A 25,340-nucleotide genomic window follows, 5' to 3' on the forward strand; every position below is an offset into this window, starting at 1 on the left:
GTCCCGTCCCGTCACCGGTTCGGGCGCGTCGCCTCAAGGACGGACGGTGCCGTGCCGATGCTCGTGGCGGACAGATGCGCCCTCCTGGGGGCGCGGCCGCCACGACCCACCGGAGGTCCTCCCTCGTGCGCCGCCTACTCGCGGGAACCGCCGCCTTCGTCGCCATGACCGGCACCCTCCTGGTGCTGCCCGTCTACGCCGACCCGGGACCCGAGGCGGTGCCGGTCGAGACCTCGGCCGAGGAGGTGCCCCTCGGCTCGGTCGAGGAGCCCGCGGCCGCGGCCGAGGTGCAGGAGGGCACGACCGAGCCGGTGGCCGGGGTGCCCGACACCGCGCCGGCGCTGACGGTCACCCGCACCGGCGTCGACGAGTTCTCCCTCGTGGGCGTCACCTGGGCCGCCGACCCGGCGGTCCGCGACGTGCGCGCCCAGGTGCGCGTCCAGGACGCCGCCGGCGCCTGGGGTGAGTGGACCGAGCTCGGCGTCGAGGACGCCGCGGTGGGCACGGACGCGACCGCCGACACCGCGCAGCGGGCCGGCACCGCCCCGCTGTGGACCGGCCCGAGCACCGGCGTCGAGGTCGAGGTCGTCACCGTCTCCGGAGCCGCGCCGACCGACGTCCAGCTCGACCTGATCGGCACGCCGGAGAGCCCGGCCGACGCCCTCCCGGGCACGCCGGACATCCAGGACACGGCGGACGCCGCGCTCGCGATGCCCGACGTCTACAGCCGCGCGCAGTGGGGCGCCGACGAGACCATCCGCACCTGGGACCCGGAGTACGCGCCCACCATCAAGGCCGCCACGCTCCACCACACCGCGGGCGCGAACGGCTACGCCGCGGAAGCGGTGCCCGGGATCATCCGGACGATGTACGCCTACCACACGCAGAGCCTGCGCTGGGGCGACATCGGCTACAACGTGATCGTCGACAGGTTCGGCCGGCTCTGGGAGGGCCGCTACGGCGGACTGGCCAGCACCGTGGTCGGCGCGCACGCGGGCGGCTTCAACACCGGCACCTTCGGCGTCTCGATGATCGGCAACTACGACGTCGTCGACACGACCCAGCCGATGGTCGACGCGGTGGCGGCGATCATCGCCTGGAAGTTCTCGCTCTACAATGTCAACCCGAGCGGCACCGTCCAGCTGACCTCGGGCGGCAGCACGTCGCGGTACCCCGCCGGCACCCGGGTCACGCTGCCGACGATCTTCGGGCACCGGGACACCGGCAGCACCGCCTGCCCGGGGCGCTACGGCTACGCCAAGCTGCCCGAGATCCGCAGCAAGGTGGCCGCGCAGGTCGGCTCCGCGCTGCCGCTGGTCTCCCAGCGGTACAGCAGCGACGCCGCGGCCCGCCAGCTGCTCGGCGCGCAGACCACCGCCCCGACCCGCACCCCGAACGGCCAGGGCGCCTTCGCCCACTACGCCAACGGCTCGATCTATGCCAGCGGCGCCACCGGCGCCCGCATCCTGCGCGGACCGATCCGCGACAAGTGGGCCTCCCTCGGCTGGGAGAACGGCAGCCTCGGCTACCCGACCACCGACACGACCGCCACGCCCGACGGCCGCGGCCTCTACCAGCACTTCCAGAACGGTTCGATCTACTGGTCGCAGGCCACCGGCGCGCACACCATCGGCGGCGCGATCCGCGACCGCTGGGGCTCGCTCGGCTGGGAGAACGGCAGCCTCGGTTACCCGGCCTCGGACTGGACGACGACGCCCAACGGCCGCGCGCAGTTCGTGCACTTCCAGAACGGCTCGATCTACTGGTCGCAGGCCACCGGCGCCCGCGTGCTGTCCGGCCAGGTCTTCGAGGGCTGGGCGCGCACCGGGTTCGAGAACAGCCCGCTCGGCATGCCGACCACCGACGTGACGGCCACCCCCGACGGCGCCGGCCGCTTCGCGCACTTCCAGAACGGCTCGGTGTACTGGTCGCAGCGGACCGGGGCCCACAGCATCGGCGGGCCGATCCGCGACCGCTGGGCGGCCGCCGGCTGGGAGGCCGGGGCGATGGGCTACCCCACCTCGGACTGGACGACGACGCCCAACGGCGCCGCGCAGTACGTGCACTTCCAGAACGGCTCGGTGTACTGGTCGCAGGCCGGCGGCGCGCGCTGGCTGACCGGCGGGGTCTACGCCGCGTGGGCGGCCAGCGGCTGGGAGACCAGCGCGCTCGGCATGCCGGTCTCCGACACCGCCGGCACCCCCGACGGCGGCGCCGTCTACGCCCACTTCCAGCGCGGCTCGGTCTACGCGACCACCGAGCACGGCACCTCGGTGCTCAGCACCGCCGTCGCCGCGGCCTGGGGACGCACCGGCTGGGAGAACGGCCCGCTGGGCTACCCGACCGCCCCGCCGGCGGGCACCGCCGCCGCGCAGCAGGCCGGCGCGACGGTGCAGCGCTTCGAGGGCGGCGTCGTCTACGCGACCTCGGCCACCGGGGCGCACGCGGTGTCCGCCGCGTTCGGCGCCGCGGTCGACGCCGCCGGCGGCCCCGCGGTCCTCGGCTACCCGACCACCGACGTCGCCACCACGCCCGACGGGCGCGGCACCTACCAGCACTTCCAGAACGGCTCGGTGTACGCCACGGCCGCCACCGGCGCGCGCGTCCTGCGCGGCGCGGTCTACGACCTGTGGGCCCGCAGCGGCTGGGAGAACGGCGTCCTCGGCTACCCGACCGTCTCGACGGCGGCGACCCCGGACGGCCAGGGCCTCTACGCCCACTTCCAGGGCGGCTCGGTCTACTGGACCCGTCCCACCGGCGCCCACCTGCTGCGCGGCGACATCTACACCGCCTGGGCGGCACAGGGCTGGGAGCAGGGCACGCTGCGCTACCCGACCACCGACGTCACCACGACGCCGGACCGCAAGGGCAGCTACGCCTACTTCCAGGGCGGCGCCGTCTACAGCAGCGCCGTCGGCGGCACCCGCGTGCTGCGCGGCGCGGTCCTCGACGCCTGGGCCCGCACCGGCTGGGAGCAGGGCCGCCTCGGCTGGCCCACCTCGGACACCGTCGCCCAGCCCGGCGGCGGCACCCGCACCACGTTCGAGCACGGGACCGTCACCGTCTCCGCCTCCGGCGCGGCGACCGTGACCGTCCGCTGACCCGCTCGCCGTCCCCCGAACCGCCGACGACCGCCCCGGCCGGGGCGCGGAGGAGACCCGTCATGACCCGTTCCACCACCGCCCGTCGGAGCCTCGCGGCGGTCACCCTCGCCGCGGTGTGCGCCCTGCCCGCCTGCTCGTCGCAGGAGGGGACCGACGAGGCCGGCGCGTCGTCGTCGGCGACGAGCGCCGCCGCCGAGAGCCCCTCCGCGCCGGACGAGGAGACCGCCGAGGTCACGGACGCTCCCGCCGAGGAGGAGGCGGGCGAGCCGGTGGTCACCGACGCGCCGGTGGAGGACACCAGCGTCGCCATCTCGAACGCCTACTGGGACCCGGCCGAGGCCGCGCTCTTCGCCTACGGCTTCGTCAGCCCGGTGGTAGAGGACGGCGGCACCTGCACGCTGCTGGTCTCGCGCGACGGCGCCACCGTCCGGGCGACCGTCGACGGCATGGCCGACGCCACCACCACGGTGTGCGACCGCCTGGTGCTGCCCGGCGAGGAGCTGAGCCCCGGCACGTGGTCGGTCGTCCTGCAGTACGAGTCCGGCAGCGCGTCCGGCGAGTCGGCCCCGTACGACGTCGAGGTGCCGGAGTGACCTCCGCCCGCCGGGTCCTCGTCGCCCTCCTGACCGCGGTCTGCGGCGCGGCCGTCCTGGCCGGCGTGCTCACGGGCTCGTCCTCGCCGCGGCTCGAGGAGGCCGCGGACCCCAGCCAGTTCCGCCCGGGCAACATCATCAGCGACCAGCTGTTCTTCGACGGCAACGCGATGTCGGCCGCGGCGGTGCAGACGTTCCTCAACCAGAGGAACCCGAACTGCGTGGCGGCATCCGACGGCACGCCGTGCCTGAAGAACGCCCGCCAGGACACGTACACCCGTCCGGCCGACGCGTACTGCCCGGGGACCTACGTCGGCGCCCCTGCCGAGACCGCGGCGACCATCATCGCGAAGGTCGGCCAGGCCTGCGGCGTCAGCCAGAAGGTGCTCCTGGTCATCCTGCAGAAGGAGCAGGGACTGGTCACCCTCAGCGGCAACGACCTGACCGGCCGCCGCTACGAGCGGGCGATGGGATACGGCTGTCCGGACACCGCAGACTGCGACCCGAGGTACGCCCACCTGTTCAACCAGGTCTACAGCGCTGCTTCGCGCTACAAGTGGTATGCCGCCAACCCCGGCTACCTCGGCCGTCGGGTCGGCACCACGGTCAACATCCAGTGGAGCCCCACCGCCTCGTGCGGTAGCGCGCCGGTCCTCCTGGAGAACCAGGCCACCGTGGGCCTGTACAACTACACGCCCTACCAGCCCAACGCGGCGTCGCTGGCCGCTTACCCGAGGGGAGGCGACAGCTGCTCGAGCTACGGCAACCGGAACTTCTGGTTCCAGTACACCAACTGGTTCGGCTCCACGCAGGTCCCCGGCGCGAGCGAGGTGACCGCGCGCTACGCCGCGAGCGGCGGGGCGTCCGGCCCGCTGGGCGCGTCCACGGGTGACGTGCAGTGCGGCCTGCGCAACGGCGGCTGCATCCAGAACTACGCCAAGGGCTCGATCTACTGGTCGCAGGCCACCGGCGCGCGGATCGTCCTGCTCGGCCAGGTCCGCGACAAGTGGTCGACCTACGGCTGGGAGGCCGGCCCGCTCGGCTACCCGACCGGTGACGGCATGTGCGGCCTGGCCGGCGGCGGCTGCTTCCAGGCGTTCGAGGGCGGCTCGCTGTACTGGTCGCCGGACAGCGGCGCCCACTTCGTCGCCGGTGCCATCCGCGACAAGTGGGGGACCAGGTTCTACGAGGGCGGGCCGCTCGGCTACCCGGTGACCGACCAGGTCACCACCCCGAACGGCGCCGCGCAGTACGTGCACTTCCAGGGCGGCTCGATCTACTGGTCGGCGGCCACCGGGGCGCGGGTCCTCTCCGGCGCCGTCTACGACCGGTGGGCGGCCAGCGGCTGGGAGACCAGCCCGCTCGGCCTGCCGGTCTCCGACGTCGCCACCACGCCCGACGGCGAGGGCAGCTTCGCGCACTTCCGCTCCGGCTCCATCTACGCGACGGCCGGGACCGGCGCCCGCGTGATCGCCGGCGAGGTCTACGCCAAGTGGGCGGCGACCGGCTGGGAGAACGGCCCGCTCGGCTACCCGGTCACCGACCAGGCCACGACCCCGAACGGCGCCGCCCAGTACGTGCACTTCCAGGAGGGCTCGATCTACTGGTCGGCCGCCACCGGTGCCCGCCGGCTCGCCGGCGACGTGCTCGACGCCTGGGCCGCCACCGGCTGGGAGACCGGCGCCCTGCGGCTGCCCACCAGCGACGTGGGCACCACCCCGGACGGCAAGGCGCGGTACGCGCACTTCCAGGGCGGCTCGGTCTACGTCACCGCCACCGGGGCGAAGGTCCTGCCGACGGCGGTCGTCGCCGCGTGGGGCCGCAGCGGCTGGGAGGGCGGCCCGCTCGGCTACCCGACCGGCGCGGCGACCACCGCCGGCGGCGTGACGACGCAGCAGTTCGAGGGCGGCCGGGTGTACGCCGGGGAGAGCGGCGGGAACGCCGTCCTCACCGCGATGGTCGCCGCCTACGAGGGGGCCGGCGGTCCCACCGGCGCGCTGGGCCTGCCCACCTCGGGCACCGGGCGCACCCCGGACGGGAAGGCCACCTACCAGCACTTCCAGGGCGGGTCGGTCTACGTCACCGCCACCGGCCCCAAGGTGCTGCCGACGGCGGTCGTCGCGGTGTGGGCGCGCAGCGGCTGGGAGGGCGGCTCGCTCGGCTACCCGACCGGGGCGGCCCAGACGGCCGGCGGCGTGACGTCGCAGGCGTTCGAGCGCGGCACCGTCTACGTCTCCGGCGGGCGCGGGTTCTCCGTGCAGGCCGCGCTGGCGGGCGCCTACCAGGCGGCCGGCGGTCCGGCCGGGACGCTCGGCGTGCCGGTCTCCGACACCGGGCGCACCCCGGACGGGAAGGCCACCTACCAGCACTTCGAGGGCGGCTCGATCTACTCGACCGCCACCGGCGGTGCGCGGGTCCTGCCGACGGCGTTCCGCGACGCCTGGGCGCTGAGCGGCTTCGAGCGCGGCCCGCTGGGCTACCCGGTCGCCGACGTCCGGACGACGCCGGACGGCCTGGGGGAGTACCAGCACTTCGAGGCCGGGTCGGTCTACCGGACGCGGGCCACCGGCGCCCACTTCCTGTACGGCACGGTGCTCGAGGCCTGGGCCCGCGGCGGCTGGGAGACCGGCGTCCTCCGCTTCCCCACGACCGACGTCACCGTCACCCCCGACGGGCAGGGCCGCTACGCCTACTTCCAGGGCGGCGCGGTCTACAGCAGCCCGGCGGGCGGGACGCGCGTCGTCCGCGGCGCCGTGCTCGACGCGTGGGGGGCCACCGGCTGGGAGCAGGGCCGCCTCGGCTACCCGACCGGCGACGCGCAGGCCGTGGCCGGCGGCACCCGGCAGACCTTCCAGAACGGCACGATCACGGTGAACGGCGCGACGGGTGAGGCGACTGTGCAACCCCGTTGAGATGTGACGGACGGGTCGCCCCGGGGCAGCACTGCGCTCCCCGGGGCGATCTGCGTCCACAGGTAGCGTGGTCGCCATGACTGCGACGGCCGCCCCCGGCGTGCGCAGCTGGCGCAGGGCCGTCGACGACCTGTCGGACGGGTGGCGGCAGCGCCAACTGTGGGGCCACCTCGGCTGGCAGGACATCCGCCAGCGCTACCGCCGATCCGTCCTCGGACCGGTGTGGATCACGATCAGCATGGCGGTCACCGCCATCGCGCTGGGCATCCTGTACTCGGGCCTGTTCGACATCGAGCTGGCCCGGCTCCTCCCGCACGTCCTCGTGGGCTTCGTCGTCTGGAACTTCATCAGCGGCTGCATCAACGAGGGCTCCGAGGTCTTCATCGCGAACGAGGGCCTCATCAAGCACCTGCCCTCGCCGCTGTCGGTGCACGTGTACCGACTGGTGTGGCGGCAGATCCTGTTCTTCGCGCACAACCTGCTCGTCTACGTCGTGATGCTGGTGGTCTTCCCCCAGCCGCTGAAGTGGACGGTCGTCTACGCGATCCCGGCCTTCGTCCTGCTGGCGCTCAACGGCGCCTGGGTGGCCCTGGCGGTCGGCACGATCACGGCCCGCTTCCGCGACATCCTGCCGATCACGCAGAGCATCGTGCAGCTGGCGTTCTTCCTGACGCCGATCGTCTGGATCTACGACGAGCTCGTGAACAGCCCCAACCCGGCGATCGCCGAGCGGGCGCGGCTCGCGGAGTTCAACCCGTTCCTGCACTTCGTGGAGATCATCCGCCGACCGCTCCTGGGCCAGGACCAGGTCTGGCGGCACTGGATCGTCGTCCTCGTCATCACCGTGGTCGGCTGGGCGCTGACGATGCTCGTCCTGCGCCGCTACCGGTCCCGCGTCTCCTACTGGGTGTGAGCGTGTCAGAGAGCCCGAACAGTCCGATCGGCATCGTCACCAAGGACGCGTGCGTCGACTTCCCGATCTTCGACGCCAAGAGCCGGTCGCTGAAGAAGACCGTCGTCGGCCTGGTCGGCGGCAACGTCGACAGCAGCCGCAAGGTGCCGGTCATCGAGGCGCTGCGCGACATCACCGTCTCCCTCGAGCACGGCGCCCGGGTCGGCCTCGTCGGCCACAACGGCGCCGGCAAGTCCACGCTCCTGCGGCTGCTGTCGGGCATCTACGAGCCGACCCGCGGCATCGCCGAGGTGCGCGGCCGCGTGGCCCCGGTCTTCGACCTGGGCGTCGGCATGGACCCCGAGATCTCCGGCCTCGAGAACATCATGATCCGCGGCCTGTTCCTCGGGATGACCCGCAAGCAGATGCAGGAGCGGGTCGACGACATCGCCGAGTTCACCGAGCTCGGCGACTTCCTGCACATGCCGCTGCGCACCTACTCCACCGGCATGCGGGTGCGCCTCGCCCTGGGCGTCGTCACCAGCATCGACCCGGAGATCCTGCTGCTCGACGAGGGCATCGGTGCCGTCGACGCGGCGTTCCTCGAGAAGTCCAAGCAGCGGCTGGTGTCCCTGGTCGAGCGCTCGGGCCTGCTCGTCTTCGCCTCGCACTCCGACGAGTTCCTCCGCGAGCTGTGCGACACCGCCATCTGGATGGAGCACGGCCGGATCAAGCAGCAGGGCACCCTCGAGGACGTGCTGCGGGCCTACAAGGGCCTCCCGGCGTGACGGCGGCCGCCCCGGCCGCCGGGGAGCGGGTCGTCGCCGTCGTCGTCACCCGGCACCGCCGCGGGCTGCTCGCCGAGAGCCTGGCGGCGCTGGCGGCGCAGAGCCGGCCGGTGGACCACGTCGTCGTCGTCGACAACGGGCCGGACGAGTCGGCCGCCGACGTCGTGGCCGCCAGCGGCCTGCCCGCCACCCACCTGCCCAGCGAGCGCAACCTCGGCGGGGCCGGCGGCTTCGCCTACGGGATGCTGCACGCCCTCGCCCTGGGCGCGGACTGGGTCTGGTGCGCCGACGACGACGGCCGCCCCGCCGACGGCACCGTGCTCGCCACCCTGCTCGACGCCGCGCGGCGGCACGGGCTGGCCGAGGTCAGCCCGCTGGTCACCGACATGGCCGACCCCGACCGGCTGGCCTTCCCGCTGCGCCGCGGGCTGCGCTGGCGGCGGCACCGCAGCGACTTCGCGGGCCTGGACCTGCTGCCGAGCTACGCCTCGCTGTTCAACGGGGCGCTGTTCCGGGCCGAGGCGCTCGACGTCGTCGGCGTGCCCGACTACCGGCTGTTCTTCCGCGGCGACGAGACCGAGATCCACCGCCGGCTGCTGCGCGCCGGGCTGCCGTTCGGCACCTGCACGCAGGCCGCCTACCTGCACCCCGAGGGGACGACGGAGTTCGCGCCGATCCTCGGCGGGCGCCTGTCGGCGCAGTACCCGGCCAACGAGGTCAAGCGGTTCTTCACCTACCGCAACCGCGGCTACCTCATGGCCCAGCCCGGCATGCGCTGGCTGCGGCCGCTGGAGACCGTCCGCTTCGGCTGGTTCTTCCTCGTCTCCCGCCGCGACCCGGCCGGCTGGCGGGAGTGGCGCCGGCTCACCCGGGCCGGCCGCCAGGAGCGCCTGACCCGCCCCGCCTGACCTGCCGTCCACGGGCCGCCGCACACGACGAGGCCGCCGCACGGACGAAGGGCCCCGACCGGATCTCCGGTCGGGGCCCTTCGTCGTCGTGCCGGGGGCTACACCCGCTCGTAGCCCCACTGCTCGAAGGCGCTGCTCCAGCTGTCCATGGAGGTCAGGTCGCCCGCGGCCTCCTGGTAGCGGCGCTGCAGCTCCGGGAACTCCGCCGACATCCGCCGCAGGTACCGCGCCGACGTCGCCGCCAGCCGGCGGAACGTGGCCGGGTCGCGACGGCGGAAGGTGACGCCGCGGCCGTCGGCGGTGCCCACGGTGGCGCTGTCGAGCCGGGAGAGCAGGAACCAGCGGGCGTCCTGGAACGCCAGGTTCAGCTGCGGGGTCTCCAGGTTCGCCTCGTCCACCGGCCGGGCGTTGTGCACCAGGCCCTTGACCAGGGTCTTCGCGATCGACACCGGCGACACCGGGATCTTGCGGAAGCGCACCGCCTTCGCCGTCGGCATGGACGGCAGCGGCAGGTCGGCCGAGGAGGGCAGCACCTGGCCGTCGGAGTGCGTCGCGCGCACCTCGCGGGCCCGGACCACCGACTGCGGCATGCCGCCGAACAGCCCCTCCGGCCCGGCGAGGAAGTCGCGGTAGGCCAGGTGGTGCAGCTCGACCGTCGAGTACTGCAGGTTGATCAGGAACCGCAGGTCGGCCTTGAGCATCTCGCGGAACAGCTTGCCGCCGTGCTTGTGCGGCGAGTGCAGCGCCGCGGCGACCAGCCGGTTGCGGATGTGGAAGTACGCCTGCCAGTCGCTGGCGTCGTCCTTGTCACCCCAGGAGAGGTGCCAGATGGCCGTGCCGGGCAGCGACGCCGTCGGGAAGCCGGCGGCGAAGGCGCGCAGGCCGTACTCGGCGTCGTCCCACTTGATGAACACCGGCAGCGGCATGCCGATCTGCTCGGTGACGGCGCGGGGGATCAGGCACATCCACCAGCCGTTGTAGTCGACGTCGATGCGCCGGTGCAGGTCCGGCGACTCGCGCAGCGACTCCTTGCCGAAGTCGTGGTGGTACTCGGTGTTCGGCGCGTTGGTCCAGAAGAACGTCTCGCGGTCGACGATCTCGCCCATGCTGTGCAGGATCGAGCGGTTCTGCAGGGCCAGCATCTGACCGCCGACGAGCATCGGGCTCTTCGCGTAGGCGGCGAAGGCGCGGGCCCGCAGCAGGCTGTCGGGCTCGATCATGATGTCGTCGTCGAGCAGCACGACGTGCGTGGCGTCGCTGCGGGTGAAGGCCTCGTGCATGGTGCGCGCGAAGCCGCCGCTGCCGCCGAGGTTGGGCTGCTCGACCACGCGCAGCCGGTCGCCCAGGGCCGCCTTGACCTCGGCGTAGCCGGCGGCGTCCTTGACGTGGTTGTTGCCCTGGTCGGCGATGGTGACCAGCGCGAGCCGGTCGAGCACCGCGGCGTCCTCGACCAGCGCGCGGGCGGCGGCCAGGGCGTCGACCGGGCGGTTGTAGGTGCAGATGCCGACGGCCAGCCGCGGCTCCTCGGCCGGCGCCTGCGGGGCGTACCAGCCGGCCTCGCGGACGACGGTGTCGGAGTCGGCGGTGACGTCGAACCAGTACCAGCCGCCGTCGATGAACGGTGCCAGGTCGAGCTCGAACTCGAGCGTCCGCTCGTCGTCGCCCTCGTGGGAGACGCCGGTGACGTGCATCGACTCGCCGTCGGCCTTGGAGCGGTGGACGTCGATGCGGCAGCTGCCGGCGACGGTCACCCGCAGCACGATCGAGCCGAGCACGCTCCAGCGCCGCCAGTAGCTGGCCGGGAAGGCGTTGAAGTAGGTGGCGAAGGAGACCTCGGAGCCGGCGGTGATCGTGCCGGAGTGGCGGCCGTCCTGCCGCACGCGGACCGGCGCGTTCTCCTCGTCGAGGTAGAGGCTGCGGACCTTCAGCGGGTCGGCCGGCCGCGGCATGAGGACGCGCTGGACGAGCGTGACGGCCTTGTCCGGCGTGAGGTCGGTCTCGGCCGGCTCGCTCACGGCGTCGGGCTTGACCGGCGCGTCGGCGACCTGGGGTGCGGTGGTCGTCATGGGGGAGTAGTCCTCTGTGTCGACGTCGGAGCGGTCAGTCGTCGAGGCGGCCGTCGAGCGAGCCGCCCTCGTCGAAGAACGGCCGGATGCGGTTGTCGAACATGCTCAGCGCCGAACCGATCGCCATGTGCATGTCCAGGTACTTGTAGGTGCCCAGCCGGCCGCCGAAGAGCACACGCTTCTCCGCGGCCTCCTGCTTGGCCAGCTCCCGGTAGCGCTCCAGCTTGGCGCGGTCCTCGGGGGTGTTGATCGGGTAGTACGGCTCGTCGCCGGACTCGGCGAAGCGCGAGTACTCGCGGACGACGACCGTCTTGTCCTCGGGGTAGGACCGCTCGGGGTGGAAGTGCCGGAACTCGTGGATCCGGGTGAAGGGCACGTCCTCGTCGGCGTAGTTCATGACCGAGGTGCCCTGGAAGTCGCCGATCGGCAGGACCTCGGTCTCGAAGTCCAGCGTGCGCCAGCCGAGCTCGCCGGCCTCGTAGTCGAAGTACTTGTCGATCGGGCCGGTGAAGACCGTCGGCACGTCGGCCGGCAGCTCGTCGCGGACGTCGAAGTAGTCCGTGGAGAGGCGGACCTCGATGTTCGGGTGGTCGGCCATCTTCTGCAGCCACGCCGTGTAGCCGTCCTTGGGGAGGCCCTCGTACGTGTCGTTGAAGTACCGGTTGTCGAACGTGTACCGCACCGGCAGGCGGGCGATGACGGCGGCGGGCAGCTCGGTCGGGTCGGTCTGCCACTGCTTCTTCGTGTACCCGCGGATGAACGCCTCGTAGAGGGGGCGCCCGATCAGCGAGATCGCCTTCTCCTCGAGGTTCTTCGCCTCGGCGGTGTCGATCTCGCCGGCCTGCTCGGCCACGAGGGCCCGGGCCTCGCCGGGGGAGAAGCTCTTGCCGAAGTACTGGCAGATGGTGGCCAGGTTCATCGGCAGCGAGTACGTCTGCCCCTGGTAGATCGAGTACACCTTGTGCTGGTAGCCGGTGAACTCGGTGAACTGGTTGACGTACTGCCAGACCCGCTCGTTGGACGTGTGGAAGAGGTGGGCGCCGTACCGGTGGATCTCGATGCCGGTCTCGGGCTCGGGCTCGGAGTAGGCGTTGCCACCGATGTGGTCACGTCGGTCGAGGACGAGCACGCGCTTGTCCAGCTGGCTGGCCACCCGTTCGGCAACGGTCAGTCCGAAGAAGCCGGAGCCGACGACGACGAGGTCAGGTCTCGCTGAGGTCACGGGGACCGACGGTACCCGGGAGGTCGCCCGCAGCCACGTCGACGGATGTGGTGTCGGGGGCGTCGGTTACGGATGTGACGAACCCGTCCGGTCTGGGTGACGGTCAGGGCGCCACGAGGGAGAACGAACCCGACCCGCGCCACGCGGAGGTCACCGGCCAGTCGCCGTCGGGGCGGCCGCCCTCGTACACCAGCGCCCGGTCCGGCTCGGCCGCCGGCGGTCGGTCGAGGTTGGCGAAGTTCAGCCGCAGCAGCAGCCGCATGACCGTGCCGGCCTCCTCCTGCCGCTGGTCGATCTGCGGCAGCAGGGTCCCGCGGTCGGAGAACGGGTCGACGATGTCGCACCGGCAGGCGTAGGCGAGCGTGCCGATCTCACCGGGGCTGCGGACGACGTCGTCGCCCACCTCGGCGCGCAGGTCCTCACCGATCGCCAGGTACTGCTCGGCGGTGGCCCAGTTGGTGGTGATCGGCGTCATCTCCCACGGCACGCCGCGCTGCAGGGCGAAGGCGGCGTCGACCAGGAGCAGCGCGGCCGCCACGCCCGCGGCCAGCAGCGCCACGGGCCGGCGCCGCGCGGGGGCGGGGGACCCGTCGGCCGCGGGGGCCGGCCGGCGCGCGGCGGCCGCGGCGCCGAGGAAGGCCGCGGTGACGGTCAGCGCGCCGACCGAGGGCGCGTAGTACCAGTGGAACGGCGGCGGGGCGAGCAGCGAGTAGGCCACCGCGTGCAGCACCCCGGCGGCGCCGAGCGCCACGACCGGGCCGAGACCCGCCCAGCGGGCCCGGCGCCGCACGAAGGGCCAGACGACGAGCGCCAGCAGGCCGGCCAGCGCCGGGATCGCGGCGAGGACCGTCGCCGCCGGGTAGCGCTCCAGGTAGAGCTGCCAGCCGTTGGCGAAGTCCCACGGCCCCCACGCGCCGGTGGACACCGTCTTGATGACCAGCGTGTCGGGCACCAGCGCGCCCAGGGCCACCCAGCTGAAGACGTACCAGGGCGCGGCCACCAGCAGCGCCGTGCCGAGGACGACGTGCGTGCGGCGCAGCAGCCCCGGGGTGGCCAGCAGCAGCACCAGCGGGACGACGGCGAGGTCGACGCGGGTGAGCACCAGCAGGGCGGCCAGCGCGCCGAACAGGACGGGCCGCCGCTCGGCCGCGGCCACCGTCGCCCAGACCGCCAGCGTGAGCGCCAGCGTCATCTCCATGCCGACGATCGCGAGGAACAGCGGGGACAGCAGCAGCAGCGCCGTCGCCGCGACCGCCGCGCCGCGGGAGAGATCGAGGCGCCGGGCCAGCCGGGCCAGGCCCAGCGCCTGCAGCGCGGTCAGCACGACGAACACCACGCCGAGGCCCCACACCGGGTCGCGGACCACGAACGCGGCCAGGCCGAGGACCAGCACGTTGAGCGGGGAGGTGGCGCTGTTCGCCGTGCGGAACGGGGTCAGCCCCCAGTGGAACTCCTCGGCGAGGTTCCGCGCGTAGGACAGCGTGATGTAGGCGTCGTCGATGAGGCTGGCGCGGACCAGCAGGAAGCACAGCGCCGCGACGACGGCGGCCCCGCCGGCCAGCAGCAGGTCCGCCCGCTCCGTGCGACGGGGGCGGGGGGAGGGTGGGGACACCGGCGACGACGGGCTCACCTGGGACGTCTGCACGGGACCTGCTCCTCGGGCGGGAGCCGACCGGTCCGTCCCGGTGGCCGCCGCCGCTGCCTCGGGGGTCGGACCCCTCGACAGTAGGCGACCGGGCGGCCGGGCCGCGCCGGTCAGGGCACCCGCTCCAGGTAGATGGTGGCCGGTCCGGTGGCGGGGGAGTCGGTGGGCCAGGTGTACGCGCCCTCCGGCACGGCGCCCTGCGTCCAGCGCAGCCGCCACTCGGGCGTCAGCGGCCGGTCGCCGCGGTCGAGGCGGGCGAAGTTGGCGTCGAGCAGCGCGCGCATCAGCGGCCCGGCCTGCTCGGTGCGCTCCTCGACGAGCCCGACGGCGATGCCCCGGTCCGAGAAGTAGTCGACCATCTCGCAGCCGCACGCGTAGGCCAGCGTGCCGATCTCCCCGGGCGCCTCCACGGTCTCGCCGCCCACGATCGCGGCGACCTCCGCGCCGATCTCCCGGTACTCCTCGGGCAGGGCCCAGGCGCCGAAGTAGACGGGGCGGTCCCACGGCACCGGGCGGTCGCCGGAGGTGACGGCCAGCAGGGCGACGGCCAGCGCGGCCAGGCCCAGGGGGACGGCGTGGCGGACGGCGCGCACCCGCGGCGCGGGCAGGAACAGCGCCGCGCCGAGGACCCCGGCGGTGGCCAGCGCGACCGTCGTCGGCACGTAGTACCACTGGTACGGCGGCACCTGGAGCAGCGAGTACGCCGCGTACCAGGCGAGCCCGCCCACCACGAGCCCGGCCAGCGGGCCGGCGACGCCCGGGTGCCGGCGGCGCACCCGCGGCACGGCCAGGGCGACCGCGACGGCGAGACCCGCGAGCGCCGGGACGAACGCCAGCGACAGCTGCAGCACGCCCCGGTCGAGCCAGAGGGTGAACGGGCCGTTGGCGAAGGTGAAGTCGCCGAACGAGCGCTGCAGGGTCTTGATGACGAAGGTGTCGGGGATCGCCGAGCCCAGGACCGTCCAGCTGAACGCGAACCAGGGCAGCACCACGGCGGTCGCCAGGACCGGCGCGCGCCAGCCGCGGACGGCCGGGGTGAGCAGGAACACCGCGGCGACGATCACGCCGAGGTCGAGCCGGGTGAGCACCAGCACGCCGGCGAGCAGCCCGAACGCGACGGGACGCCCGGCCACCGCCGCCCAGGTCAGCCCCGCGAGCAGGGCGGCGATCGGCAGCACCTCGAGGCCGATCGCGGAGTTGACGAACGGGTTGGCGAGCACCACGGCCAGCAGCGCCACCGACCACGCCCCCGAGCGGCCCAGGCGGCGTGCCGTGGCGGCGGTGGCGCCGGTGAGCAGCGCGCACCACGCGACGGTGGCGATCCCCAGGCCCAGCACCGGCCGCACGTCGCCGGTGACCAGCGACACCAGCCAGGTGACCGCCGCCAGCGACAGCACGTTGAACGGCGAGGTGGCGCTGTTGGCCGTCTCGGTGGGGATCAGGCCCCAGTGCAGGTCGGCCGCCACGTTCCGGACGTAGGAGAGCGTGATGTAGGTGTCGTCGATCAGGGCGCGGGAGACCACCAGGAAGAACAGGCCGCCGGCCACCGCCCCGACCGCGGCCCAGCCGAGCACCGGCCGCCGGTCCCGCCGGCCCGCAGGGGGTGCGGCGGACGCGTCCCCGGTGCGCTCGTGCTCGGTCGGCGGCGCGCTGCTGGCCACGCTGGTCCCCTCGGTCGGTCGTCGTCGTGTCGCGCGTGCCCTGTTCCCCGTGCACCCCGGGTGTCGGGCCGACCCCGGAGCGCGGCCTCTAGTGTCGGGGACATGAGCGCCGAGCACGCGGGGCCGCTGCGCGTCGTCGCCGTCACCTACTCCCCGGGGGAGGCGCTCGAGGGGTTCGTCACCTCCCTGGCCGAGGCCACCACCCGGCCGGTCGAGGTCGTGCTCGCCGACAACGGCTCCACCGACGGCGTCCCCGAGGACGTCGCCGCGCGCCACCCGCAGGTGCGGCTGCTGCGCACCGGCGGCAACGTCGGCTACGGCGCGGCGGTCAACGCGGGCCTGGCCGGGGCGGCGGGCCGGTACGCCCTGGTCGCCAACCCCGACGTCCGCTTCGAGGCCGGCGCCGTCGACGAGCTGCTCGCCGTCGCCGCCCGCTGGCCGCGCGCGGCCACCGTGGGCCCGGCCATCCGCACCCCCGAGGGGGAGCTGTACCCGTCCGCGCGCGACCTGCCGCGGCTGTCCACCGGCGCCGGGCACGCGCTGCTCGGCTGGGCGTGGCCGGGCAACCCGTGGACGGCGCGCTACCGCCGCGAGCGGGAGGCGCCGCGCGAGCGCACGGCCGGCTGGCTGTCGGGCTCGTGCTTCCTCGTCGACCTCGAGGCGTTCCGCGCCGTCGGCGGCTTCGACCCCGGCTACTTCATGTACTTCGAGGACGTCGACCTCGCCGAGCGCCTCGGCCGCGCCGGCTACCTGCACGTCTACGCGCCGTCGGCGGTCGTCGTCCACGAGGGCGGGCACGCCACCCGCCGCGAGCCGCACCGCATGCAGCGGGTGCACCACACCAGCGCCCTGCGCTACCTGGCCGGGCAGTACCCGGGCCGCCGGAACGCCCCGCTGCGGGCGGCCCTGCGGGCCGGGCTCGGCGGCCGGATGCTGGTCAGCTACGTCAGCGGCCGGGTGGCCGCCGGGGCCCGGTTCCAGCGCCGGGCCGACGACGTCGGCCGCGCCGCGCGGCGGACCCGGACGCCGTAGACGCGCCGCCGGACGGGTGATCCCGGCCCGGAACCGGGCCTGATCCGGCCGTGGTCGTGCGAGCATCGGCGCGAACACCGTCGCGAGGAAGTGGAGTCGATGAAGCGCGCGCTGATCACCGGGGTGACCGGACAGGACGGGCTGTACCTGTCCGAGCTCCTGCTCGACAAGGGGTACGAGGTCTACGGGCTCGTCCGGGGCCAGAACAACCCCAAGGTGGAGATCGCGCGGCAGATCCCCGGCCTGAAGCTGCTGTTCGGTGACCTCACCGACCTCTCCAGCCTGCTGCGCGCGGTGCAGACCGCGCAGCCCGACGAGGTCTACAACCTCGGCGCGATCTCCTTCGTCGCGTACTCGTGGGAGAACGCCCACCTGACCTCCGACGTCACCGGCAAGGGCGTGCTCAACATGCTCGAGGCCGTGCGGCTGTCCTGCGGCGACGACCCGGGCCGGATCCGCTTCTACCAGGCGTCGAGCTCGGAGATGTTCGGCAAGGTGCAGGAGGTCCCGCAGCGGGAGAGCACCCTGCTGTGGCCGCGCTCGCCCTACGGCGTCGCCAAGGTCTTCGGCCACTACATGACGATCAACTACCGCGAGTCCTACGGGATGCACGCGTCCTCCGGGATCCTGTTCAACCACGAGTCGCCGCGCCGCGGGCCGGAGTTCGTCACCCGCAAGGTCACCCGCGCCGTCGCCCGCATCTCCCTCGGCCTGCAGAAGGACCTGGAGCTCGGCAACCTCGACGCCCGCCGCGACTGGGGCTTCGCCGGCGACTACGTCGACGCCATGTGGCGGATGCTGCAGCAGGAGCAGGCCGACGACTACGTCGTCGCCACGGGGGAGACCCACTCCATCCGCGAGCTGCTCGACGTCGCCTTCGCGGCCGTCGGGATCGAGGACTGGGACCAGTACGTGAAGCTCAACCCCGCCTTCCTCCGCCCGGCGGAGGTCGACCTGCTCATCGGGGACGCCTCCAAGGCGAAGGAGCAGCTCGGCTGGGAGCCGAGGGTCGGGTTCGAGCAGCTGGTCCAGATGATGGTCGAGAACGACCTCGCGGAGCAGCGCGCCCTGGCCGGCTGACGTGGCGCTCGCACTGGTCACCGGGATCGGCGGCCAGGACGGGGGCTACCTCGCCGAGCAGCTCGTCGCGGCCGGGCACCGGGTCCACGGCACGGTCAGCGGGGGAGCGGGCGGCCCGCTGCCCGCCCACCTGGCCGCGCTCGGGGACGCCCTGACGGTGCACACCGCCGACCTGCGCGACCCCGGCGCGCTGCCGGGGCTGGTCGACGACGTCGGGCCCGACTGGGTGTTCAACCTCGCCGGCGCGTCCAGCGTGGCGGCGAGCTGGGCCGACCCCGTCGGCACCCTCGACGTCAACGGCCGGGCGGTGCTCGCGCTGCTGGAGCACCTGTTCCGCCGGGCGGAGGAGGGCGCGCCGGTCCGGCTGGTGCAGGCCTCCAGCGGCGAGGTGTTCGCCGGCGCCACGGGCGGGCCGGTCACCGAGGCGTCCCCGGTCTCGCCGGTGAACCCCTACGGCGTCGCCAAGGCCGTGGCGCACCGGTCGGTGGGCATGTACCGGGAGCGCGGCCTGCACGCGAGCTCGCTGGTGCTGTTCAACCACGAGTCGCCGCGCCGGCCCGAGCGGTTCGTCACGCGCAAGATCACCCGCGGCGTCGCGGCGATCGCCGCGGGCCGGGCCGACCGGCTCGTGCTCGGCAACCTCGACGTCCGCCGCGACTGGGGCTGGGCGCCGGACTACACCGCCGCGATGCTGCTCGCCGCCGAGGCGCCCGAGGCCGGCGACTACGTCGTCGCGACGGGGGTGGCGCACAGCCTGCGCGACCTGGTGGCTGCCGCCTTCGCCGAGGTCGGCATCGCCGACTGGGAGCCGCTGCTGGCCTCCGACCCCAGCCTGGTCCGCCCGGCCGACGCCGAGGTGCTGGTCGGCGACCCGTCGCGGCTGCGCGAGCGGCTCGGCTGGGCGCCCACGGTCGGCTTCGAGGAGATGGTGGCGACGATGGTCCGGACCGACCTGGCGGAGCTGTCCGCCGACGAGGGGGAGACGCGCCGGTGAGGCACGCGGTCATCATGGCCGGCGGCTCGGGCACGCGGCTGTGGCCGCTGTCGCGGGCGGCCCGGCCCAAGCAGCTGCTCGACGTCGTCGCCGAGCCCGGCGGAGGGGCGCACAGCCTGCTCGCCGAGGCGTTCGAGCGGCTGGAGGCGGTGCTGCCGGCCGAGCGGATCTGGGTGTGCACGGCGGCGCGCTACGGCGACCAGGTGCGCGCGGCGCTGCCCCGGCTGCGCCCCGACCGGCTGGTCCTCGAGCCGGTCGCCCGCGACACCGCCAACGCCGTCGGGCTGGCCGCCGCGCTGGTGGCCGAGGCCGACCCCGACGCCGAGCTCGCCGTGGTCAGCGCCGACCACGTCATCCGCCCGGTCGAGCGCTTCGCCGCCACGCTGAGCACCGCCTTCGACGCGCTGGCCGCGCGGCCGCGGGCGCTGGTCACCCTCGGCATCACGCCGACCGCCCCGGCCACCGGCTTCGGCTACGTCCGCCGCGGCCCGGCGACCGAGGTGCCCGGCGTCGCCGAGGCCGCCGCGTTCAAGGAGAAGCCCGACCGCGCCACCGCGGAGGGCTACCTGGCGTCGGGCGAGTACCTGTGGAACTCCGGCATGTTCGTCTGGCGGGCGCGCACCGTGCTCGACGCGCTCGCCGACCACCTGCCCGCCTCCGCCGAGGGGCTGGCCCGCGTGGTGGCCGCGCCGGCGGGCCCGGAGCGCGACGCCGTCCTCGCCGAGGTGTTCCCGACGCTGCCGAAGACCAGCGTCGACTACGCGGTGCTGGAGCCCGCGGCCACCGAGCCCGGCCGGGTGCTCGTGGCCGACCTCGACGTCGAGTGGCTCGACGTCGGCTCGTGGCCGGCCCTGGCGCAGACGCTGGCGGTCGCGGGCGACAACGCCGTCTCCGGCCTCGCGGTCGCCCTCGACAGCGCGGGCAACATCGTGCTGAGCGACGAGCCCGACCACCTGGTCGCGCTGGTCGGCGTCCGCGACAGCGTCGTCGTCGCGACCCGCGACGTCACGATGGTCTGCCCGGTGTCCGACGCCGAGCGGGTCAAGCAGCTCCTCGCCGCCGTCGAGGAGCGCTTCGGTGCCCGTTTCAGCTGAGCGCCGCGTGCGCGCCCGGTGGCCGGTGCTGCTGGGCGTGGCCGTGTGGCTGGCGTCCGTGCTGTTCGTCGCCGCCTGCTGGGCGGCGCCGTCGCTCTTCGGCGACAGCACCTGCGAGCTGACGCGGGGCAGCTCGGTGTACGGCGAGGCGAGCCGCAGCTGGCTGCCGCCGGGGACGAGGTGCACCTACGAGGCCGGGCCGTCCACCGGCCTGGCCGAGGAGCTCGTGGTCGACCCGCCGGCGCGGCGCCTCGCCGTCGTGGCGGTCGCGGTGGCCGGGGGCCCGGCGCTGCTCGTGCTGCGCCGGCGCGCGTCGGCCGGGTAGCCGCCGGCGGCGCGGGCACCCGGTGCCGGGTCCGCGCCGCCGCGTGGTGGGATGCCGACATGCAGAGCTTCGACGTCGCAGCTGTCGTGTCCGGCGGGGCCTCGGGCCTCGGGGAGGCCACCACCCGCGCGCTCGCCGCGCGCGGTGCCGCGGTCACCATCGCCGACCTCAACGAGGAGCGCGGGGCCGCGCTGGCCGGCGAGCTGGGCGGGCACACGACGTTCGTGCGCACCGACGTCACCGACGAGTCCCAGGTCGCCGCGGCCGTCGCCGACGCCACCGGCAAGGACCGGCCGCTCCGGATCGCGGTCAACTGCGCCGGCATCGGCTGGGCGCAGCGCACCGTGGGCAAGGGCAACACCGCCCACGACCTCGAGCCGTTCCTCCGCACGGTCCAGGTGAACCTGGTCGGCACCTTCAACGTGCTGCGCCTGGCCGCCGCGGCGATGGCGGCCACCGAGCCGGAGGAGGACGGCGAGCGCGGCGTCGTCGTCAACACCGCCTCCATCGCGGCCTTCGACGGCCAGATCGGCCAGATCGCCTACGCCGCGTCGAAGGGCGGCATCGTCGGCATGACCCTCCCGGCGGCCCGCGACCTGGCCAGCGTCGGCGTGCGCGTGTGCACGATCGCGCCGGGCCTGGTGGACACCCCGCTGCTCGGCAGCCTGCCCGAGGAGGCGCGGACCGCGCTGGCGGCCGGCATCCCCTTCCCGAAGCGCCTGGGCCGCCCCGACGACTTCGCCCGGCTGGCGCTCGGCATCATCGAGCACGGCTACCTCAACGGCGAGACCATCCGGATGGACGGCGCCCTGCGCATGGCGCCCCGCTGACGGTGGCCGCTGCTCCTCTCCCTCTTCCCCGGAGAACCGCGTGACCACAGCACTGCCGGCCCCGACCCCGCCGGCGCACCACCCCGCACCGGCCCCCGCCGGCGCGGCTCCCGCCGATGCGGCCCCGACCGGCGCCGACTTCGCCGACTGCTGGCGGCCGGACTGGACCTTCGACCTGAAGGCCGTCCTCCGCCCGCACCAGCGCAGCGCGAGCGACCCGACGATGCGGTGGGACGGCGACGCCGTCTGGCGCACGACCACCACCCCCTGCGGGCCGGCGACCGTCCGGATCACGCACCGCGGCGGCGAGGTGCAGGTGCTGGCGTGGGGACCGGGCGCGGAGTGGGCCGGGACGGCGGTGCCCGGGTGGCTCGGCGCGCAGGACGACCCGGCCGGCTTCGACCCGAGCGGCCACCCGCTGCTGCGCGAGATCGCCCGGCGCACGCCCGACCTGCCGCTGAGCCGCACCGGCCGCACCTGGGACGCCCTCGTCCCCGCCGTGCTGGAGCAGAAGGTCACCGTCATCGAGGCGCACCGGGTGTGGCGGGCGCTGCTGCGGCTGGCCGGCGAGCCCGCCCCCGGCCCGGCGCCCGAGGGCATGCGGGTGCTGTTCTCGCCGCGCCGGATGCTGGAGATCCCCGACTGGGAGTGGCACCGCGCCGGCCTCGACGGCGCGCGGCGGCGGGCACTGCGGCACGTCGCCTCGGTGGCCCACGCCCTGGAGCCCGACGGCGGCTGCGACTCCCCGACGCTGCAGCGCCGGCTGCGCACCGTCCCCGGCATCGGCGTGTGGACGGCGGCCGAGGTCGTGCAGCGCACGCTCGGCTGCCCCGACACCGTCAGCTACGGCGACTACCACCTCAAGAACCTGGTGGGCTGGTCGCTGGCCGGCCGCAAGACCGACGACGACGGGATGATGGTGCTTCTCGAGCCCTGGCGCGGGCACCGCCAGCGGGTCGTCCGGCTGCTGCACCTCGGCGGGAGCATGCCGCCCCGCCGTGGGCCGCGCACGGCGCCGACGAATTACAAGCGGATCTAGCGGTCCTCGAGCAGGCGGAGCAGGTAGTCGCCGTAGCCGCTCTTGCCCAGCGGCTCGGCGGCGCGGCGCAGGCCGTCGTCGTCCAGCCAGCCCTGCCGCCAGGCGACCTCCTCGATGCAGCCGATCTTGAGGCCCTGCCGCTCCTCGACCACCGAGACGAACTCCGTCGCCTGACGCAACGAGGCGAAGGTCCCGGTGTCCAGCCAGGCCGTCCCGCGGTCCAGCACGGTGACGGTGAGCCGGCCCTCGCGCAGGTAGTGCTCGTTGACGGCGGTGATCTCCAGCTCGCCGCGGGCGCTGGGCCGGATCGAGCGGGCCACCTCGACCACCGAGGACTCGTAGAAGTACAGGCCCGGCACCGCGTAGGAGCTCTTCGGCCGGGCCGGCTTCTCCTCGATCGACAGCACGCGGCCCGACGGGTCGAACTCCACGACGCCGTAGTCGGCCGGGTTGGCCACGTGGTAGGCGAACACGTGCCCGCCGTCGGGCTCGGGCAGGCGGCCCAGCGCCGTCCCGAGGCCCGCGCCGTAGAAGATGTTGTCGCCGAGGACCAGCGCGACCGCCTCGTCCCCGACGAAGTCCGCGCCGATGAGGAACGCCTGCGCGAGGCCCTCGGGGCGCTCCTGCACCGCGTACTCGATCCGCATCCCGAGCCGGCCGCCGTCGCCGAGCAGGGCGCGGAACGCCGCCTGGTCGCCGGGGGTGGTGATCACCAGCACCTCGCGGACGCCGGCCATCATCAGCGTCGAGAGCGGGTAGTAGACCATCGGCTTGTCGTAGACGGGCATCAGCTGCTTGCTGACCGCCTGCGTGATCGGGAACAGGCGGCTGCCGGTGCCCCCGGCCAGGATGATCCCCCGCATGACGGCGGACGCTACCGAGAGCGGGCTGGTCAGGCGCGCGGGGAGCCCAGCCACAACCTCCCGACGAGGGAGGAGCCGCCGGGCGTGCCCACCGGCTCCCAGCGGGTCGACCAGCCCTCGGCGTGCAGCTGGACGACGACCGCGCCGACCAGCGCGCCGAGGTTGAGCGCCGCCGTCGTGGTGGCGCGCTCGGTCAGGTGCACGTCGACGGCGCCGTCGCCCTCCCCGCCGTGCCGCAGCACCACCGGGAACTCGGGCAGCGCGGCGCTGGCCACCCGGAACGCCTCGGCGACCGCCTCGCGGTCGCCGGGCCGCGGCACCAGGTCGGCGGCCGGCCGGCGGGTGGCCACCAGGTCGCGGCTCCCGTAGGGGAACAGGTCGCCGGGACCGAGCCGGACCAGCGGCCGGGTGCCGGCGTCTTCGGCGGGCCGCGCGAACGGCAGCCCCCGGACGACGGCGACCGGCACCCCGCCGAGCTTGCCCTTCACCAGGTCGGCGGCCGAGGCGAGCTCGTCGACGACGGCGACCTGCGTGGTCTCCAGCCGGTTGCCGTGCGCGTCGACGTCGCCGCGGTGGTCGGTCAGCGCGGCGATCCCGGCCGACCCCACCGCGACGTCGGTGAGCCCCTCCCGCCAGGTGCGGCCGAAGGTGTCACTGACGACCACCGCCACGTCGACGCCGAGCAGCTCCCGCAGCCGCGCGCGCAGGCCGCGGGCGGAGGCGTCGGCGTCCTCGGGCAGCAGGACGAGGGAGTCGCCGGGCACGTTCGAGGCGTCGATGCCGGCCGCGGCCACCACCCAGCCGTGCCGCGTCTCCACGATCTTCAGCGGCCCGCGCCGGGCCACCACCCGCACGGTCTCCTCGTCGATGGCCCGCTGGCGCACCGCCTCGCGGTCGGCGCCCGGCGGCACCGGCACCACCCGGCCCTCGACCTTCGACACGACCTTCGACGTCACGACGACGACGTCGCCGTCGGCCAGCCACGGCGCGGCGGCGGCCACGGCGCCGGCCAGGTCGTCACCGGCGGTGAACTCGGGCAGCCCCGGGACCGGATGGACGGAGATGCCGACCGTCGGCCCCTCCGCAGGGACCCGTCGCGAGCTCGCGGGCGGCGGGGGGCGGAGGGGTCCCTCGTCAGACACCCGCGGCGTCCAGGGCGGCGCGGGCCATGGCGGCGGTGGTCTCCGGGGAGTCCATGAGCAGCGGGACGGCGCGCACGTCGACGCCGGGCACCTCGGCGCGGTCGCCGGTGTGCACCAGCCAGGCGTCGAGCAGGCCGCCGTCGGAGCGGGCGCCGTAGTGCCGGCCCACGCCCTCGGCGCTGACCTCGACGCCGACCACCGGCAGGCACCGGTCGGCCATCCCGCGCACCACGGCGCCGCCGACGATCGGGGACAGGCCCACGATCCGGCCCGGGGTGGCCAGCAGGGCCTCGCGCAGGCCGGGCACGCCCAGGATCGTGCCGATCGAGACCACCGGGTTCGACGGCGCCAGGAGGACGGCGTCGGCGCGGGCCAGGGCCTCGGCCACGCCCGGCGCCGGGCGCGCGCGCTCGGCGCCGACCTGCACGAACGCGTGCGCGTCGAGCTGCGCGCGGTGGCGCACCCACCACTCCTGGAAGTGGATCGCGCCGCGGCGGCCGGTGGCGGGGTCGTCGACGACGACGTGCGTCTCGACGCGCTGGTCGCTCATCGGCAGCACCGTGACGCCCGGCTCCCAGCGGGTGGCCAGCGCGGCGGTGACGTCGGAGAGGGGGTAGCCGGCGTCGAGCATCCGGGTGCGCACGAGGTGGGTGGCGAGGTCGCGGTCGCCGAGGCCGAACCAGGTGGGCTCGGCGCCGTAGGCGGCCAGCTCCTCCTTGACCGTCCACGTCTCGCCGGTGCGGCCCCAGCCACGCTCCGGGTCGATGCCACCGCCCAGCGTGTAGACCACGCTGTCGAGGTCGGGGCAGATCCGCAGGCCGTGCATCGTCACGTCGTCGCCGGTGTTGACCACCGCGGTGACCGACCCCGGCGGTGCCACGTCCCGCAGTCCGGTGAGGAAACGGGCTCCTCCGACACCTCCGGCGAGGACGACGATCTCCACGAAAGTCATCGTGCCCCATGGGCACTTGTCCACTGTTCGACGGGCGTGTTGCGTAGGTGCACGAGAACTGACGAACGATCCGTGACGCGTGGGACGGGTGTGGTCAACCGCTTACACCGGGCGATGTTGACGCTCGGGCAACGACACGCGTGTAATTCCGGCGGTGTGAGGCGCAGGGAGCGCCGGGAGGAACCCGGTGACCCGCGC

General features: G+C 74.5%; 20 protein-coding genes. 13 read left to right on the forward strand and 7 right to left on the reverse strand.

The window, feature by feature from the left end:
- Positions 1-164: 164 nt before the first annotated feature.
- From BUE37_RS17070 to glfT1, 6 genes are all read left to right on the forward strand, one after another.
- On the forward strand, positions 165-3,101 hold the full coding sequence (locus tag BUE37_RS17070) for an N-acetylmuramoyl-L-alanine amidase (RefSeq protein ID WP_245794686.1): 2,937 nt from the start codon (positions 165-167) through the stop codon (positions 3,099-3,101).
- A gap of 62 nt (positions 3,102-3,163) precedes the next feature.
- On the forward strand, positions 3,164-3,697 hold the full coding sequence (locus BUE37_RS17075) for a hypothetical protein (protein ID WP_073421539.1): 534 nt from the start codon (positions 3,164-3,166) through the stop codon (positions 3,695-3,697).
- Positions 3,694-6,609, forward strand: coding sequence for a hypothetical protein (locus tag BUE37_RS17080; protein WP_073421540.1), 2,916 nt, complete (start codon positions 3,694-3,696; stop codon positions 6,607-6,609). Before BUE37_RS17075 ends, BUE37_RS17080 begins: the two co-directional genes overlap by 4 nt.
- A gap of 76 nt (positions 6,610-6,685) precedes the next feature.
- On the forward strand, positions 6,686-7,522 hold the full coding sequence (gene wzm / locus BUE37_RS17085; protein WP_073421972.1) for a galactan export ABC transporter permease subunit Wzm/RfbD: 837 nt from the start codon (positions 6,686-6,688) through the stop codon (positions 7,520-7,522).
- Between the two features lie 2 nt (positions 7,523-7,524).
- A complete protein-coding gene (gene wzt / locus BUE37_RS17090; protein WP_245794688.1) occupies positions 7,525-8,289 on the forward strand; it encodes a galactan export ABC transporter ATP-binding subunit Wzt/RfbE in 765 nt (254 codons plus the stop codon).
- A complete protein-coding gene (gene glfT1, locus BUE37_RS17095; RefSeq protein ID WP_073421541.1) occupies positions 8,286-9,197 on the forward strand; it encodes a galactofuranosyltransferase GlfT1 in 912 nt (303 codons plus the stop codon). Before wzt ends, glfT1 begins: the two co-directional genes overlap by 4 nt.
- 98 nt (positions 9,198-9,295) lie before the next feature.
- Here glfT1 and BUE37_RS17100 read toward each other — a convergent pair whose 3' ends face one another.
- The 4 genes from BUE37_RS17100 to BUE37_RS17115 all read right to left on the reverse strand — a co-directional run bounded on the left by BUE37_RS17100 (position 9,296) and on the right by BUE37_RS17115 (position 15,791).
- Positions 9,296-11,263 (reverse strand): glycosyltransferase, encoded by a 1,968-nt coding sequence (locus tag BUE37_RS17100; protein WP_073421542.1) that lies wholly within the window; start codon positions 11,261-11,263, stop codon positions 9,296-9,298.
- 34 nt (positions 11,264-11,297) lie between these two features.
- Entirely contained in the window at positions 11,298-12,485 is a 1,188-nt protein-coding gene (glf, locus tag BUE37_RS17105) for a UDP-galactopyranose mutase (RefSeq protein ID WP_139253018.1), read from the reverse strand.
- A 103-nt stretch (positions 12,486-12,588) separates the two neighbouring features.
- Positions 12,589-14,130, reverse strand: a complete 1,542-nt coding sequence (locus BUE37_RS17110; RefSeq protein ID WP_083628808.1) for a hypothetical protein — start codon at positions 14,128-14,130, stop codon at positions 12,589-12,591.
- 110 nt (positions 14,131-14,240) lie between these two features.
- On the reverse strand, positions 14,241-15,791 hold the full coding sequence (locus BUE37_RS17115; protein ID WP_073421544.1) for a hypothetical protein: 1,551 nt from the start codon (positions 15,789-15,791) through the stop codon (positions 14,241-14,243).
- 102 nt (positions 15,792-15,893) lie between these two features.
- Here BUE37_RS17115 and BUE37_RS17120 point away from each other — a divergent pair, with 102 nt between their 5' ends.
- The 7 genes from BUE37_RS17120 (at position 15,894) to BUE37_RS17150 (ending at position 22,185) form a co-directional block, all read left to right on the forward strand.
- A complete protein-coding gene (locus BUE37_RS17120) occupies positions 15,894-16,823 on the forward strand; it encodes a glycosyltransferase family 2 protein (RefSeq protein WP_073421545.1) in 930 nt (309 codons plus the stop codon).
- A gap of 99 nt (positions 16,824-16,922) precedes the next feature.
- Entirely contained in the window at positions 16,923-17,903 is a 981-nt protein-coding gene (gmd, locus tag BUE37_RS17125; RefSeq protein ID WP_073421975.1) for a GDP-mannose 4,6-dehydratase, read from the forward strand.
- A gap of 1 nt (position 17,904) precedes the next feature.
- The gene (locus BUE37_RS17130) at positions 17,905-18,897 is read left to right on the forward strand and encodes a GDP-mannose 4,6-dehydratase (RefSeq protein WP_073421546.1); all 993 of its coding nucleotides are present in this window, start codon (positions 17,905-17,907) and stop codon (positions 18,895-18,897) included.
- The gene (locus BUE37_RS17135; RefSeq protein WP_073421547.1) at positions 18,894-19,991 is read left to right on the forward strand and encodes a mannose-1-phosphate guanylyltransferase; all 1,098 of its coding nucleotides are present in this window, start codon (positions 18,894-18,896) and stop codon (positions 19,989-19,991) included. The genes BUE37_RS17130 and BUE37_RS17135 overlap by 4 nt, the downstream gene beginning before the upstream one ends.
- Positions 19,975-20,316: a hypothetical protein gene (locus BUE37_RS17140; RefSeq protein ID WP_139253019.1), complete on the forward strand. Its 342-nt coding sequence runs from the start codon at positions 19,975-19,977 to the stop codon at positions 20,314-20,316. The genes BUE37_RS17135 and BUE37_RS17140 overlap by 17 nt, the downstream gene beginning before the upstream one ends.
- A 59-nt stretch (positions 20,317-20,375) precedes the next feature.
- Positions 20,376-21,146 (forward strand): SDR family NAD(P)-dependent oxidoreductase, encoded by a 771-nt coding sequence (locus BUE37_RS17145; RefSeq protein WP_073421549.1) that lies wholly within the window; start codon positions 20,376-20,378, stop codon positions 21,144-21,146.
- A gap of 40 nt (positions 21,147-21,186) precedes the next feature.
- Positions 21,187-22,185 carry a DNA-3-methyladenine glycosylase family protein gene (locus tag BUE37_RS17150; protein WP_245794690.1) on the forward strand — a complete coding sequence of 333 codons (999 nt, stop codon included), beginning with the start codon at positions 21,187-21,189 and terminating at the stop codon, positions 22,183-22,185.
- Here BUE37_RS17150 and rfbA read toward each other — a convergent pair.
- From rfbA to cofD, 3 genes are read right to left on the reverse strand one after another with little or no spacing between them, the layout of a single operon-like run.
- Positions 22,182-23,048, reverse strand: coding sequence for a glucose-1-phosphate thymidylyltransferase RfbA (rfbA, locus tag BUE37_RS17155; RefSeq protein ID WP_073421977.1), 867 nt, complete (start codon positions 23,046-23,048; stop codon positions 22,182-22,184). The two genes, BUE37_RS17150 and rfbA, sit on opposite strands and share 4 nt — an antisense overlap.
- 29 nt (positions 23,049-23,077) lie before the next feature.
- Positions 23,078-24,190, reverse strand: coding sequence for a coenzyme F420-0:L-glutamate ligase (locus BUE37_RS17160; RefSeq protein ID WP_083628809.1), 1,113 nt, complete (start codon positions 24,188-24,190; stop codon positions 23,078-23,080).
- Positions 24,183-25,133 carry a 2-phospho-L-lactate transferase gene (cofD, locus tag BUE37_RS17165; RefSeq protein ID WP_073421550.1) on the reverse strand — a complete coding sequence of 317 codons (951 nt, stop codon included), beginning with the start codon at positions 25,131-25,133 and terminating at the stop codon, positions 24,183-24,185. Before cofD ends, BUE37_RS17160 begins: the two co-directional genes overlap by 8 nt.
- Between the last annotated feature and the right edge of the window lie 207 nt (positions 25,134-25,340).

It is taken from the genome of Geodermatophilus nigrescens, assembly GCF_900129495.1.
Taxonomy (GTDB): domain Bacteria; phylum Actinomycetota; class Actinomycetes; order Mycobacteriales; family Geodermatophilaceae; genus Geodermatophilus; species Geodermatophilus nigrescens.

Excerpts from the sequence above, each read along its gene's own strand:
- wzm (WP_073421972.1), top strand. The coding sequence starts at position 6,686 with ATGACTGCGACGGCCGCCCCCGGCGTGCGCAGCTGGCGCAGGGCCGTC.
- BUE37_RS17070 (WP_245794686.1), top strand. The coding sequence starts at position 165 with ATGACCGGCACCCTCCTGGTGCTGCCCGTCTACGCCGACCCGGGACCC.
- BUE37_RS17075 (WP_073421539.1), top strand. The coding sequence starts at position 3,164 with ATGACCCGTTCCACCACCGCCCGTCGGAGCCTCGCGGCGGTCACCCTC.
- BUE37_RS17100 (WP_073421542.1), bottom strand. The coding sequence starts at position 11,263 with ATGACGACCACCGCACCCCAGGTCGCCGACGCGCCGGTCAAGCCCGAC.
- rfbA (WP_073421977.1), bottom strand. The coding sequence starts at position 23,048 with ATGCGGGGGATCATCCTGGCCGGGGGCACCGGCAGCCGCCTGTTCCCG.
- BUE37_RS17145 (WP_073421549.1), top strand. The coding sequence starts at position 20,376 with ATGCAGAGCTTCGACGTCGCAGCTGTCGTGTCCGGCGGGGCCTCGGGC.
- BUE37_RS17120 (WP_073421545.1), top strand. The coding sequence starts at position 15,894 with ATGAGCGCCGAGCACGCGGGGCCGCTGCGCGTCGTCGCCGTCACCTAC.
- gmd (WP_073421975.1), top strand. The coding sequence starts at position 16,923 with ATGAAGCGCGCGCTGATCACCGGGGTGACCGGACAGGACGGGCTGTAC.